Genomic DNA, 13876 nt, shown 5'->3' with positions numbered 1-13876 from the left:
CGATGAGCATCTTCGCACGCTATGACGAATCCGTCGCATTCCTGCGCGACATCGACGATGATTGGGCGGCTCTTGTCGCATTGGTAGGTCCGTGCAGACACGATCCCAAGGCGGCACGGGAGCCTTACGAGGCTCTCGTCCGCGCGATAAGCTATCAGCAGCTTACCGCGAAGGCCGGCGACGCAATCATTACCCGGCTAAAGGCGCTTTACCCGGAATCCGCGTTCCCGACGCCGGAAAATATCATTTCCACCGAGTTCGACCGTTTGCGTGCGTGCGGCTTCTCCGCAACGAAGATCGCCACCATCAGGGCGATTGCCGAGGGCTCATTGTCCGGTTTGGTGCCCTCGCGAGACGTCGCCGCCACGATGGACGATGAAGAGCTGATTGCGCAGATCGTAACGATCAAGGGGATCGGACGATGGACCGTCGAGATGCTCCTGATGTATTCACTAGAGCGCATGGATATTTTGCCTGTCGATGATTTCGGCGTGCGTGAAGGGTATCGAGCCCTAAAATCCCTCGTCGAACAGCCGAAACCCAATGAATTGCGCAGGATTGGGGCCGAATGGGCTCCGCATCGCACCGTTGCATCGTGGTATCTCTGGCGTATGCCGCGCAAGCGAGGCAATGTTCTGACATGAACGCTCCGCTTCAAAACCGCGTCACCCCCTTCGGCGATATCGTGGCGATTTCGCAACGAGGGCTGTTCACGGGCAATCGCGGCATTATCCACGATCCGGCATCCAAAATGCTGTTGAACAGACGCTGGTCGAGCAAGGCATGGCTGGTCTGCAGTTGCGAATACAAGGGTCGTCGCCGCGATGTCATGGCCAATCGGAGCTGGACCGAACTCTTCTTTCTCGATGAGGCGGTGGCATTGGCGGCGGGCCATCGTCCCTGCTTCTTCTGTAGGCGCGACGACGCCAAAAAATTCCGCGCGGCCTGGGCGGGCGCGAGGGCGAAGGCAGAGCTCTCCGCTGCCGCCATGGACGCCGTCCTCCACGGCGAACGCATGGAAGGCGGGCGCAAGCGGATACATCCGCTTCCGGGACCACCTTCCGAGCTGCCGGACGGCACGGTAGTCGTGGCATCCGGTTCGGCTTACATGATCGCCGACGGCCGCGCTTTTCGCTGGACCGAGCATGGCTATGAGCCGTCGCGGAAGCTTGCTCACACAGAGGGCATGTTGACGCCGCACTCCACCTTCATGGCACTTCGGGCCGGCTATCGGCCGATCCTCCACCCGATGATCGGGACTTTGCGATTGGCTCAGCGCGACCGGCTCGTTTGATGCGATCAATTCTCTGGCCCGAGGCTCAGTACCACAGGTATTGCGAAAATCGACGGTGCATCACCGATAACCAAGAGAACTTGCCGATTTGAAAGCAAGGACCGGAGTGAGGACAGACGGCCGCAGCTCTATTGTCGATGATCATAAGGATCATGGAGCTAAGCAAATGAACCTCGTCAACGTGAATACCTCCTCGCGGCCAGAGTTATCGGCGAAGAGCCCAGACACCTCAACCGACATCGCTTATTCGATCGGCGATAACGCCCTAGGCAAAATTCTCGTCGCTCGCAGTGCTGTTGGGGTCTGCGCTATACTGATCGGATCGGACGACGATGAGCTGACGAATGATCTCGCGGCTTGCTTTCCGATGAGCAGACTGATCCCGAACGAGCCGCGCCTCCGCGACGACCTGGACAGGGTCGCTCGGTTTGTCGAGAGACCAGACGCCGGACTTGACCTGCCGCTGGATATGCGGCGCGGCACACCGTTCCAGCGCCGGGTGTGGGACGCTCTTCGCGCAATTCCATGCGGCACGATGGTGACCTACGCCGCGCTTGCCCGACGCATCGGCGAGCCGAAAGCAGCCCGCGCGATTGCCACCGCCTGTGCAGCTAACGCGATCGCTTTGGGCATACCCTGCCATCGGGTCGTCCGCAGCAATGGCACTCTGTCCGGCTATCGCTGGGGTATCGAGCGAAAGCGCGCGCTCATCGACAAGGAAGCTAGGCCATGAATGCTCCTTCGAAACTCGATCCATCGGCCTCTGCGGTTCGGTCCGCAGAGGCGCGGGTCGCCGCATATGATTGGCAGAAGCTGTCCGAGGAGCTGAGTGGGTTCGGCTGCGCCGTCATGGAGAAGCTTCTGTCGCCCGAGGAGTGCCGGAAGATCGCGGATCTTTATCCGCAGGAAGAGCATTTTCGCAGCCATATTCACATGGCGCGCCATGGGTTTGGCAAGGGCGAATACCGCTATTTCAAATATCCTCTACCTGATCTTCTTGGCGGTCTGCGCACGGCGCTCTATCCGCGGTTGGCCGAGGTCGCCAACGATTGGAACAACCGCATGGGCATCGACCGGCGCTACCCTGCGGACCATGCAACCTTTCTCAAGCAGTGCCACGATGAAGGCCAGACGCGGCCGACGCCGCTGCTGCTGCAATACGTCCCAGGGGACTTCAACTGCTTGCATCAGGACCTTTATGGCGACCTCGCATTCCCACTGCAGGTGGCGATCCTGCTCTCCGAACCGGGGAGGGATTTCACAGGCGGCGAGTTTGTTCTAACAGAGCAGCGCCCGCGGATGCAAAGCCGCGCCGAGGTCGTCCCGTTACGCCAGGGCGATGCGGTCGCATTTGCGGTCCACAATCGTCCGGTCCAGGGCTCCAAGGGGAGTTATCGCGTCAACCTCCGGCACGGCGTCAGCCGCCTTCGTTCGGGCATGCGCCATACCGTCGGCATCATCTTTCACGATGCGAAATAACTACAGCGTGGACTCACTAACGCGCAGCGGACCTCGCGCCATTGCACAATGTGACGCATCCGATCGGCAAACCCACTCACCTGGATAGGTTACTTAATTCCGATCACCATCGAATCTGGGCCAACAAGCGGTGCGACCCGCGTTTTTGAAAATCCGATTTCGCGCATCCAAGCCTGACAGGCTTCTCCTGTATAGTCGAAACCACCAGCAGTTTCGATCAGCATATTCAAGCTCATCATGAGGCCGAAAGCGTTTTCGCGGCGATCATCATCGATGATGGCATCATAAACGACGACTGCGCCGCCTTTCGAAATAGCATCAAATGCCTTGCCGAGAAGCACCTTTTTCTGGGCAAGGTCCCAATCATGAAGGATGTGACCCATGACGATGACATCAACCTTCGGCAGAGGGTCCTCGAAGAAATTTCCTCCTCGAAACCGCACTCGGTCATCCACCCCGCTGCGAGCAATAAATTCCTCGAAGACTGGCTTGACCGGGGGCAGATCGAAGCCGATGCCGGTGAGGTGGGGATGGGCGCGGGCGAGAGTGGCGGGTACCATGCCCTGAGCTGAACCAAGATCCATGAAGGTCTTGTAGTCTTTCCATGGGAAGTTGCCGGCAATGGCCTGGGCCGCACCCGCACTTATTCCACTCATCGCGTTCAGAAACCCGCGCAACCGACCCGGATCGGCATACAACGCCGCAAACATGTTTTCTCCCCCACCCTTACTCTCGTTCTGTAATTCACCGGTGTGCAAGGCCTCTGTAAGCGATCCCCAGAAGCCATAGAGCCGGGCATTCGCCATCTCTAGAATACCGCCGATATAAGATGGCTTGGCTTGATCGAGAAACAGGTCCGTGTCTGCGGTGTTGCTATAGATGCCGTTCTCGCGATCCAGCAACTTGAGTGCCACCAGCGCATCGAGGAAGTCGCGGGCTGATCGCTGGTGCAGCGCAAGCTTTTTTTGAAGCGTTGGCAGGTCGGCGGGTGCATCGGCCAAAGTACTAAACACGCCTAGTTCGACGGCACTTAAGAGCGTTTTGGACGCCCAAAAGCCCAAACCAACTCGCATAATATTTTCCGGTGTTGCTGCGCTCATGACTTTATCTCCAAGTTGGCTGTCACCGCTTATGCAGCCGAATGAAATTTCGCCCGTAGTTCGAGCGTGCTACACAGGAATAGTTGCAGGGGCTCGCTACCGCGTCATTTCAAATAACGGCGAAAACGATTACCATCGTAACACTCAGCTGGGTGGACGCAATCTGCGCAGATGGCGGGTCGTCAGCTCCGTTCCTGGCCCTTTTTGTGAACTCTGGCGACGTTTGCTGTGGCGCCGCTAACGGCGGACAGGCGGACATCAGACGTGCCTGACCCAAGCACCCGATTTATGCGTACACCGGCTTAGCCGATCCTCCTAACGAAGGCAGCTAAGACCCGTTTCCGCATCAAAAAGGTGTATCGCTTCATCGTCGAAGGATAGCTTTAGCTTACCGTTGCTGATTGGCGTGCGGGGAGGAAGACAAGCCGTCAATCGCTGATCTCCGGCAATGGCCGTGACGACGAGTTCAGGGCCAGTCAGCTCCGCGATTTCGGGCCTTGCTTCGATCGATAAAGCAGCCTGTTCCAGACGCAGCGCCTCAGGCCTTATGCCGAGAACAAGTTGCTGGCCTTCTTTGACCTTGCCCTTGAAGCGTTCGGGAAGCGGCAGGCAAGTGGCTGCAGCCTCCAACTGCAGCCCATCCGGGCGAACCGTGGTCTTCAGAAGATTCATCGGCGGTACGCCGACGAAAGTTGCGACATAGAGCGTTGCAGGGCTGTTGTAGATCTCCTCCGGCGTGCCCAACTGCTCGATCCTTCCGTCCCGCATCACCGCAATCCGGGTGGCGAGCGTCATCGCCTCGATCTGATCGTGGGTGACGTAAACGACCGTCGTCTTCAGCATCTGATGAAGACGCTTGAGCTCTGTGCGCATTTCCATGCGCAGTTTGGCGTCGAGGTTCGAAAGCGGCTCATCGAAAAGGAAGACTTCAGGCTTGCGCACGAGTGCGCGGCCGATTGCGACACGCTGCCGCTGGCCGCCGGAAAGCTGGCTTGGCTTGCGATCCAGCAGATTTTCGATCTGAAGCAGCTTCGCAGCATCGCGAACGGCCTTGTCACGCTCTGCCGCCGGCACTTTACGCATCTCAAGGCCGAAGCCGATATTGCGGTGGACCGTCAGGTTTGGATAGAGCGCATAGGATTGGAACACCATGGCAATATCACGGTCTTTGGGATGGACGCCAAGAACCGAGCGTGCGCCTATCCGCACATCGCCGCTGGTCGCCTCGGCAAGACCGGCGATGATATTCAGCAATGTGGACTTGCCGCAGCCGGAAGAGCCGAGCAGCACAAGGAATTCGCCACTCTCAAGTGCGATATCGATGCCCTTCAGCGTCTCGACCTGACCATAGGTCTTGCGGATATTCTGGATTTCGAGCGCGCTCATCGTGCGGCCTCCCTGGAAGCCTTAAGCTCGCCATAGCTGCGGGGAAGGGTGGAAATGGCGCGCGATGCGATCTCTGTTCCTGCAGTCAAACACGCAGAAAGCATTTCGCCGCGAGCCAGTGCCGCCAGGAACGCGGCATTGAAGACGTCACCGGCGCCGATCGTGTCCACGACCTTCACCTGAGGCGCGGCAACCGCAACGAGTTCGCCATCCCTGTCGATGGCGATCGCGCCATCGGGGCCACGTTTGACGATGACGATCGCACCATCCGGCATATGCGAGCGAAGATGGCGCGCAGCGTCCGCGGGATCGTCCAGGCCTGCGAGCGTGGTCGATTCCACCTCATTCATCAGGGCGATACCGCAGCGCGACAGCCATCCTCGCGTGGCGGCGCAATTATCATTCGTCCAACCATCGAGCGGCCATCCGGTATCAAGTGCGATGGTTATCCGGTGCTCATCGGCCCAGTCGAACAAGGCGTCGTAGTCTTGCGTCAGGTCGTCTGTCAGGAAGGGGCCGCAGAGAAGAGCATAACCGCCGGAAAGCGTCGATCCGTCGAGAACGGCAAGGACATCGGCAAGGCTAAGACGCGGTAGGTGACCGCGTGTCGTGAAAAAGGTCCGTTCCCCATCTGGATGGGTGATGCCCACTGAAAGCGTCGTTCGCTCGGGTCGTACCGGCCATTTCTCTCCCCGTTCGCCGAAGGCTTCGCGCAGCCAGCGGCCGAACTCATCGTTGCCGACATTGGCGGCGATCTCGAAGTTGATGCCCATCCCATCCCAGGCAAGCGCACTATTCCCCGCCGCGCCGCCGACGCGGAGTTCGTCGTGGTCGACGATGATCTCGGTGCCTGCCTTGGGCCAGGGTGCCGCAGGTCCGAGGATCAAGTCGACATTGACATTGCCGATGACAGCGAGTGGCTTCATTCATTCACTCCGCGTGATTTTCGTCGAGCGGACCGGTGTTCCGGCGTTGTCGACGCGGGCTTCGGCAAAGGCGATCATCAGCCGTTGCGCAACGGGCAGCATGGCGAAGATTGCCGCAAGACCGGTCGCCGCCTCGAAGCCGAGCGTCACGGCTCCTGCCACTGGCTCCTCGCCGGATGCATCGAAGACGACGGTCGGCGCACCGGTTTCCACGGCAGACACGATCATCGCGGTGACAAGGCTTGCCGTACTATCCTGCCCACGAAACAGAACGACGCCGATATCAGGCCCGAGCATTTCCATCGGTCCGTGCCGTAGCTGTCCGCCCTCGAGTGAGAAGCATGGGCGGCGGGACAGCTCGGTCAAACCGAGCGCGAGTGCTTCGGCGACGCCCTGCAGCCTGCGGCCTGATGTGACGACCGTTTCGACATTCGCAAGTGCGGAAAGTGCTGTCGCGATATCGACGCTTTGAGGCGACTTGAGCACGGCAAGCGCAGCCACCGGCTCTTCGCCGAGCGCAGCAAGGATCGCGAGATGGAGGGCAAAAGTGACGGTCAGGCTGCGTGTTGCGGCGAAGGCCAATTCCGTGCCGCCGGCACCGACCAAGGCCGGCGCAGCCCCTGCCAGGAACGATTGGCCTTCGAGCGTCAGCCCGAATGTCTCGTCCGTGCCGCCGGTCTCGTTGAACCAGCGCACCACCTCGGCGCTTTCGCCGGATTGCGAGGTTATGAAAATCGTCCGGCCCGCCAGCGATAGCGGCTGGCCGAGTTGTTCGGAGAGCGGCGCTGCGATCGCATCGATACCCAATGCGCGATAAAGCGGTTCGACCGCGCGGTTGACGGCGTGCGATCCACCCATGCCGAGAAGCAATAGCTTACGCGTTCTCTTCAGCGAGGCGGCCGTCTTTGCGGCCATTTCGGCGGCGCCTTCGTAGGATGCGATGGCATCCGCGTGCTGGCGTGCCATTTCGCGATCGATTGCAGCCAACCCCGCTGGCCGTGTTTGTTGTCCGGTCATGATCACCCCTTGACGCCGCCGCTTGTCAGCCCCGATATCAGGGCACGTTGCATGACGAGACCAACCAGCACCGGGGGCAGGGCGGCAAGCACACCGGCGGTCGCTATCAGTCCGTAATCGGATACCCGGCCACCAGCCAGATCGGCGATGGCGACGGTCAGGGTCTTCGCACGCTGGTCTGAAGTAAAGAGCAGCGCGTAGAAGAATTCATCCCAGGCCAGCAGGAAAGCGAAGAGTGCCGATGTCGCGATCACCGGCATGGCAAGCGGCAGCGTGATGATCTTCAACGTCTGGAACAGGCCGGCGCCATCGATCATGGCTGCGGATTCGATCTCTTTCGGAATGGAATCGAAACCGGATTTCATCAGCCAGGTCGTGAACGGCGCGAGGATGGTGAGATAGACGAGCGCAAGTCCGAAGACGTTGTTCAGCATGCCCAGATAGGCAAGGCCCATGTAGAGCGGCACGGCGAGAGCCACCGGCGGCAGCATGTAGGTGGCGATCACCATGGACAGCGACCAGCCGACGGATGGCGTGCGCGATACCGCCCAGCCCGCCGGGATTGCAAGCGCAATGGCCGCGATCGTCGCCATGGCTGCAACCTCGATACTGTTGCGCAGCGAGGAGGTGAAGGCGGCGCCCGTACTGTTCTCGATCGTCGAGAACAGCAGTCGATAGCGGGAGAAATCCGCTGTTTGCGGCCACCAGCGCAGTGGCTTTGCCGCGAGATCGGCCGCCGGCGAAATGCTCATGACGAACAGCCAGAGGATCGGCGCGAGAATGACGGCGGCCAACACGACTGCTGAGATGTAGATGAATGCGGTGAAGATCGGGCTCTTGCGTTCCATCAGGCGGCACTCCCCACCGTCTTGCGCACCAAGGCGGCATAGCCGGCGGCGAGCACGGTCACCAGCAGCGTTACCACCAGTGCCAGCGAGGCGCCGGATCCGGCGCGCTGGAAGGAGAAGGCTTCCTGATAGACAAGGATCGACAGTGTGCGTGTGCTGTTGGCGGGACCGCCGCGCGTCATGACCCAGATGATATCAAAGACCTTGAAAGCTTCGATGGTGCGCAGCACCAGCGCTACCATCAGCGGACCTGCGAGATAGGGCAGGATCACGAAGCGAAAGCGGGCGATCGGCCCGGCGCCGTCGACCAGCGACGCGGCCGTGATATCGCGCGGGACGGCCTGCAGCGCCGCCAATGCGATCAACGCGACCAGGGGGAAATTCTTCCAGCAATCGGCGACGATCAGCGCCGCCAGCGCGGTGCCGGGTTCTCCCAGCCATGAGCGGTAGGCATCGATCAGACCTAGCTGCGTCAGCGCCGCATTCAGGGCACCATATTCGGGATTGTAGATCAACCGCCAGAGCGTCGCGTTCACGACGGTCGGCAGTGCCCAAGGCAGGATCATCAGTGCGCGCAGCGCCGTGCGGCCACGGAATTCCTGATTGAGCAGCAATGCGGCAAGCACGCCGACCACCATCTCGGCAGCAACGGAAACGATCGCAAAGATGGCCGTCGTGACGAGAGTCCGCTGGAAGTTCGAACCGGAGATCATCTTTGTATAATTGTCGATCCCGACGAAATTGCCTTCGGTGCCGACGAGCTTGGCATCGGTTAAGGAGAGACGGACGGTATCCACCAAGGGCCATCCGATGACGGCGATCATGACCACGAGGAGCGGCAGCATCAAAAGCCACGCGCGGGTTGTCATCCAGGTGCCGGACATTTAGGGCCACCCTTTTTGTTCGTCGGACTGGATTGGAAACGGGCGGCACTTTGCACCGCCCGTCGTAGACGGCCTCAGAGACCGCTGTTATCGGCAGCCGATTTCAATGCATCTTCCGGCGAGGATTGGCCGAGCAGCGATTCCTGGATCGCTTGCTGAAGTGCAGTCGAAAGCTCCTGGTATTTCGGCGTCGTCGGGCGCGGGTACATGGCTGCAAGGCCGACCTTTGCCGCCGCGATCAGCTCTTCCTGTCCCTTGGTGACAGCCGGGTCGTCATAGGAAGACGCCCAGATCGGCAGGCTGAGCTTGGCATATTGGTTCTGCGTCGCCTGCGAGGTCATGAAGCTGATGTATTTCCAGGCTTCGTCCGGATGCTTGCTGGCCGTCGTGACGCCGAGGCCCATCGAACCATTCACGGCAGAGGCTTCGCTCTTACCTGCAACGCCCGGAGCCGGTACGACACCGACCTTCCCGGCTACTTTGCTGTCCTTCGGATCGTTCGCCATATTGTACATGTAGGTCCAGTTCAGCGCGAAGGCGGCGTCGCCGTTTTCGAAGACCTTGCGGACGTCTTCCTCCAGGAATTCCTTGGAGTTCGGATTGGTAAGGCCGGATGTATAGCTCGAAACCATGTATTTCAGGGCATCGAGACCGCCACCCGTCTGGAAGGCCGGCTTGCCGTCCTTCAGCAAGTCACCCTTGTAGGCGCTGACGAGCGTCGTGTAGTCGCAGATGGCGGCTTCGGCCTGTGACCAGCTCCAGGCGATCGGTGTCGCCAGCAGTCCCTTGCCCTTGATGGTCTTTGCCTGTTCGGTGAGCTCGTCCCAGGTCTTCGGCGGGGTCTTGATGCCCGCCTTTTCGAGGATTTCCTTGTTGTAGAACAGATATTTGGTATCGAGAATCCACGGCATGCCGAAATATTTGCCGTCATATTGAACCGTGGTCCAGGCACCGGGCAGCACGCCCTTTTTCATGTCGTCTGATATGCGCGAGGACACGTCGACGAGGACTTTGTTGGTCGCATATTCGGCCGGCCAGATCACGTCGAAGAGGACGACGTCATAGCCGCCGCCGGAGCCCTGGGCCAGAACGGTCTTGTCGTGGAGGCCCTCATAGGGAACAAACTCGAGATTGACCTTGATGTCCGGGTTCGCCTTGGTGAAGGCGTCGGTCATGGCGCGTACGTCGGCTTCGCTATAGGCGGCCTGCGCCATGAAAAGTGCGTTGATCGTCGTTTCGGCAAAGGCATGCGATGCAAAGGACACGCCGATCAGTGCGGCGCCGAACAACGTCTTGTTTATGGATTTCAACATTACACCCTCCAGTTTTTGACTTTCACGCGATTTCCGATGGCGGCTTGCGTCGCGACCGGTTGTTGAAAAGGCAGCCGGGAATCGGATGCCTAATCCTTGTCGGATCATCGTCGGGGCCTCTTCCGGCCCGATTTGTTCCCATGAAACTCTTTGGTTTCTTATTAAGTCAATTGTCTTGACTTAATTACTTCTTCAATACTCTACTGGTGTCAAGAGGGAATTGCGCATGAACGATACCCGCCCGATCCGCGCCAAGAGCGGCACCAATCACGAAGGCACCAGTGCTCATAACCGCCGGGTGATGATCGATGCATTGCGCGTCAATGGAGCGCTTTCACGCGCGGATCTGGCGCGCGCGACGCGACTTGCGAAACAAACGGTTTCCAACATTATCGACGAGCTTGAACGTGACGGCCTCGTTACATCGCAGCAAACGGTACGCAACGGCCGTGGGCAGCCTTCGACGCCCTATGCTTTGGTCCCGGAAGGGGCGTTTGCGATCGGCCTTCAAATCGACCGGCACATGACAAGGGCGATCGCCGTCGACCTCATTGGAAATGTGCTTGTCCGACTGGAGGCGAAGCTCCCCTCGGGAGGGCCGACGACGGGCACCAGGGTCATTCTCGACCTTGTTGCCGCCGTCCGGCGCCAACTGGCAGCCATCGCAGCGCAATCCGAGCAAAGGCTCGTTGGCCTCGGCGCGGCAATGCCGGGTCCCTTCGGTGTCGCCGGGAATGGCGACGACCCCTGGATGATGGAGGCCTGGCAAAAATTTCCGTTGCTTGAAACCCTTGCAGTCGGCACCGGCCTCGACGTCAGTATCCAAAACGACGCCGCCGCGGCGACGATTGCCGAACGAATGGTCGGCGCCGCGCATGGGCTGGATCATGCAGTTTGCCTCTATATTGGCTATGGTATCGGCGCAGGTCTTATCCTCGGCGGCGAGCTCTATACCGGCGCGAACGGCAATGCCGGCGAAATCGGCATGGCTTTGTTGGCTGTCGGAGGCAAGTCGACACCGCTTGAACATCGCGCGTCCCTGGCCTCGCTCTACCAATATCTATCCCTCGATCCGGCCGATCCAGGTCTTTTTGCCAGGATCCATGATCTCGTATCCACCGAGGATCGCCGGATCGTCGAATGGATCGAGGCGGCGGCCTCCGATCTGAGATGGAGCGTACACTTGATCGAAACGGTCTTCGATCCGCAGACCGTCATTCTATGCGGCAGCGCACCGCCGATTTTGGTGCAACGGCTCATCGCTGCCATGGGGCCATTGCTACCGTCGCTCGCCGAGCGTACGGATCGCATAGTTCCACGCTTGCAGGTTGGAATGGCCGACCCTTGGTCCGTCGCGCTGGGAGCCGCCGCCGGGCCGATCAGCCTTGAATTCGATCCGCGCTACGCTGCAATTTTGAAAGACTAGCCTCCCGTTCTTGCCCAAGCGGACTCCGAGCAACGATCTGATCGAAAGTCCAATGAAGGTCGGCGAATACGTCTAAATCGGCGGTCCGAACCCACGTGTTGATCCGACCCTTGTGACAATTCGTTGGCTCTCAAAATCGCCTTGCTGAATCCATTCTCGATCAATCTTTTGAGAGTTCCTCTGGACACTTCCAACCTCCTGCGTACGGCATCCAGCATGATCATCTCATGGTCGAACTCCCGCTCGTCGGTCAAGCTATCCCGGTTCAGCTGAACAAGCTGCTCCTTGACTTCCGGTCACATCAAAGAGGAGCCCGCCTATTCAGAAATCGGCTGCGGGATAACCAATCCGCTTTATGTGACCTTCGACCGCAAACTCGATTAGGTAATTCGGATGATCTCATGGAGTATGTCGCGCTTGTATTAATAGCTTTATCGCATACTACATCGTTGCTTCTGATTTGGCGATGAACGCAATCTTCCGGAAGAGTTATTGTCTCAGGCGGCAGCTCGCCGTTTCGCGAGGTGCTGCCTCTCGTTTGTTCTCAACATGTTCTGGGTAGGCGAGGGAGTCAATACTTCCCGCGGAAGACATCTGCCACGAAATCTGTTATGGTAACACTTGTCTTCTGAATCGGCCATTTCATGATGGAGAGGCAGATGGTTCGCATCCTTGCATTATCGTTCGTCTTCGTCACGCTCGCGCTGTCGACCCTTAGCGCGGCGCCTGTCGATCCGGCCGCTGTGACCTGCAAAGAGTATAATTCGGACAGTCACCAGGGCATGCTGGACATCATCTCGGCGGTGTATGATGCCACAAGAGGCGACCCAAAGCTTGGTGCGCTCGGTGAGAGCAAATTGGGCGATACCATCGACAAAGTCTGCGCTGCAAAGCCAGACGCGAAGGTGATCGACGCGCTGCAATGATCACGCCCGTCTATGCCCCCATCCTCGTACAGCTCCCGCACCGGCAGGTAGGCTCGACCAAGTGTACCCGAGGGGCACTTGAATAGGCATCGGGTCTGCAGTAGCGCTGCTTTCGCAGCCAAATGGTGGGTCGCTTTGATTGAACCACGTCGCATGCTTCTGGCTGCTTCCATTCCTCTCGGCGTCAGTACGGCCGCGGCTCAAGATCCATTGGCCGTCGATCTCAAGCTGGTAATTGCCGTCGATGTCTCCTACTCGATGGGTTTAGAGGAACTGCAACTCCAACGCACGGGTTATGTTGAGGCGTTTCGTGCGCCTGAGATAGTCAGGGCAGTCAAAACCGGGCCGCTTGGTAGGATTGCGGTGACCTATGTCGAATGGGGTGGCAAAGCCATCCAGATCCTGCCTTGGACCGTCATCGAAGACTCGCTTACCGCCGAGCAATTTGCCGAAACATTGCGCCGTCAGCCTGTGAGGCGGATCTCGTTCACCTCAATCTCAAATACGCTCCAGTTCGCACGAAGAATTATTCGCTCTAGTGCCTATCGGGCAAGTCGGCGCGTCATCGACGTCTCTGGCGATGGACCGAACAATGCCGGGGTGCCGGCGCCTGTCGCCCGAAATAACACCGTCGCCCAGGGGATCGTGATTGATGGACTTCCGATCATGTTAAGGAACGCTCCGGATTCGGCATCGATCCCAGATATCGATGTCTATTACGAGAAATGCGTCATCGGAGGTGAAGGTGCATTTGTCGTGAAGGTATCGGACGCCAGCCAATTCTCCGCAGCTATCCTTGCAAAGCTCACGGCAGAGATATCCGGGCTAAACGTCAGCGGCGTCCTGCAGCACCATATGAGACCGAAATCTGCCAAATATGATGAGCCCTACGATTGTCTTATCGGCGAAGAGATGCAGGAGCGTTCGATTGGAAGGTAGATCCGCCAGCGGCACATCAGCAATCTGATTGGCGGCATCTTTTAGAAGAGTGGAGAGGTGCCGGTCAGTAATGTGTTTTCTCGCTTCTTAAGTCCCGGTCATTCGGATCATCTCCGGTCGATTTCAGGATTGCCACGCCCAATTCAGCTTGAACATTGCAATCAACTGTGGACACGCGAAGTGTGGTGGGTCGTTGTCTCCTGATTGTGGTGGTGTCCGGATTGGTGAGCCGCGCGTAAGACGTATGGGAGCGAGCTCGCACCGTGACGCGCTATACAGTGAAGGAGTTGAAGAACGGCCACGTGATCTCGTGGCAGCAGCGTGACGTCAATCGGCCG

The 13876-nt window shown here is 59.0% G+C and carries 14 protein-coding genes; 7 read left to right on the top strand and 7 right to left on the bottom strand.

Annotated features, from left to right (window positions below; all coding sequences use genetic code 11):
• The first annotated feature begins 2 nt into the window (after positions 1–2).
• The 4 genes from FHT86_RS31695 to FHT86_RS31680 all read left to right on the top strand — a co-directional run bounded on the left by FHT86_RS31695 (position 3) and on the right by FHT86_RS31680 (position 2773).
• Positions 3–644 (top strand): DNA-3-methyladenine glycosylase family protein, encoded by a 642-nt coding sequence (locus tag FHT86_RS31695; protein ID WP_133710774.1) that lies wholly within the window; start codon positions 3–5, stop codon positions 642–644.
• Complete coding sequence (locus tag FHT86_RS31690; RefSeq protein ID WP_133710775.1) at positions 641–1294, top strand: hypothetical protein; 654 nt, start codon at positions 641–643, stop codon at positions 1292–1294. The genes FHT86_RS31695 and FHT86_RS31690 overlap by 4 nt, the downstream gene beginning before the upstream one ends.
• 166 nt (positions 1295–1460) lie before the next feature.
• The gene (locus FHT86_RS31685) at positions 1461–2027 is read left to right on the top strand and encodes a methylated-DNA--[protein]-cysteine S-methyltransferase (protein ID WP_133710776.1); all 567 of its coding nucleotides are present in this window, start codon (positions 1461–1463) and stop codon (positions 2025–2027) included.
• The gene (locus FHT86_RS31680; protein WP_133710777.1) at positions 2024–2773 is read left to right on the top strand and encodes a 2OG-Fe(II) oxygenase; all 750 of its coding nucleotides are present in this window, start codon (positions 2024–2026) and stop codon (positions 2771–2773) included. The genes FHT86_RS31685 and FHT86_RS31680 overlap by 4 nt, the downstream gene beginning before the upstream one ends.
• Positions 2774–2862: 89 nt before the next feature.
• Here the strand turns inward: FHT86_RS31680 and FHT86_RS31675 are convergent, their stop codons facing one another.
• From FHT86_RS31675 to FHT86_RS31645, 7 genes are all read right to left on the bottom strand, one after another.
• Complete coding sequence (locus tag FHT86_RS31675) at positions 2863–3873, bottom strand: methyltransferase (RefSeq protein WP_133710778.1); 1011 nt, start codon at positions 3871–3873, stop codon at positions 2863–2865.
• Positions 3874–4188: 315 nt separating this feature from the next.
• The gene (locus tag FHT86_RS31670; RefSeq protein ID WP_133710779.1) at positions 4189–5259 is read right to left on the bottom strand and encodes an ABC transporter ATP-binding protein; all 1071 of its coding nucleotides are present in this window, start codon (positions 5257–5259) and stop codon (positions 4189–4191) included.
• Positions 5256–6185, bottom strand: coding sequence for a PfkB family carbohydrate kinase (locus tag FHT86_RS31665; protein ID WP_133710780.1), 930 nt, complete (start codon positions 6183–6185; stop codon positions 5256–5258). The genes FHT86_RS31670 and FHT86_RS31665 overlap by 4 nt, the downstream gene beginning before the upstream one ends.
• Entirely contained in the window at positions 6186–7202 is a 1017-nt protein-coding gene (locus tag FHT86_RS31660; RefSeq protein ID WP_133710781.1) for an SIS domain-containing protein, read from the bottom strand.
• 2 nt (positions 7203–7204) lie between these two features.
• Positions 7205–8050, bottom strand: a complete 846-nt coding sequence (locus FHT86_RS31655; protein WP_133710782.1) for a carbohydrate ABC transporter permease — start codon at positions 8048–8050, stop codon at positions 7205–7207.
• On the bottom strand, positions 8050–8934 hold the full coding sequence (locus FHT86_RS31650) for a carbohydrate ABC transporter permease (protein ID WP_133710783.1): 885 nt from the start codon (positions 8932–8934) through the stop codon (positions 8050–8052). Before FHT86_RS31650 ends, FHT86_RS31655 begins: the two co-directional genes overlap by 1 nt.
• Positions 8935–9008: 74 nt before the next feature.
• Positions 9009–10247 (bottom strand): extracellular solute-binding protein, encoded by a 1239-nt coding sequence (locus tag FHT86_RS31645; protein ID WP_133710784.1) that lies wholly within the window; start codon positions 10245–10247, stop codon positions 9009–9011.
• Between the two features lie 226 nt (positions 10248–10473).
• Here FHT86_RS31645 and FHT86_RS31640 point away from each other — a divergent pair, with 226 nt between their 5' ends.
• The 3 genes from FHT86_RS31640 to FHT86_RS31630 all read left to right on the top strand — a co-directional run bounded on the left by FHT86_RS31640 (position 10474) and on the right by FHT86_RS31630 (position 13538).
• Entirely contained in the window at positions 10474–11673 is a 1200-nt protein-coding gene (locus FHT86_RS31640; RefSeq protein ID WP_133710785.1) for an ROK family transcriptional regulator, read from the top strand.
• 659 nt (positions 11674–12332) lie between these two features.
• Positions 12333–12599 carry a hypothetical protein gene (locus FHT86_RS31635; protein WP_133710786.1) on the top strand — a complete coding sequence of 89 codons (267 nt, stop codon included), beginning with the start codon at positions 12333–12335 and terminating at the stop codon, positions 12597–12599.
• 210 nt (positions 12600–12809) lie between these two features.
• Complete coding sequence (locus tag FHT86_RS31630) at positions 12810–13538, top strand: DUF1194 domain-containing protein (protein ID WP_246779746.1); 729 nt, start codon at positions 12810–12812, stop codon at positions 13536–13538.
• Positions 13539–13876 lie beyond the last annotated feature (338 nt).

It is taken from the genome of Rhizobium sp. BK313 (assembly GCF_014193655.1).
GTDB lineage: Bacteria > Pseudomonadota > Alphaproteobacteria > Rhizobiales > Rhizobiaceae > Rhizobium.
The sequence above is the reverse complement of the archived record's forward strand: the minus strand, read 5'-3'. Positions and strand labels throughout refer to the sequence as shown.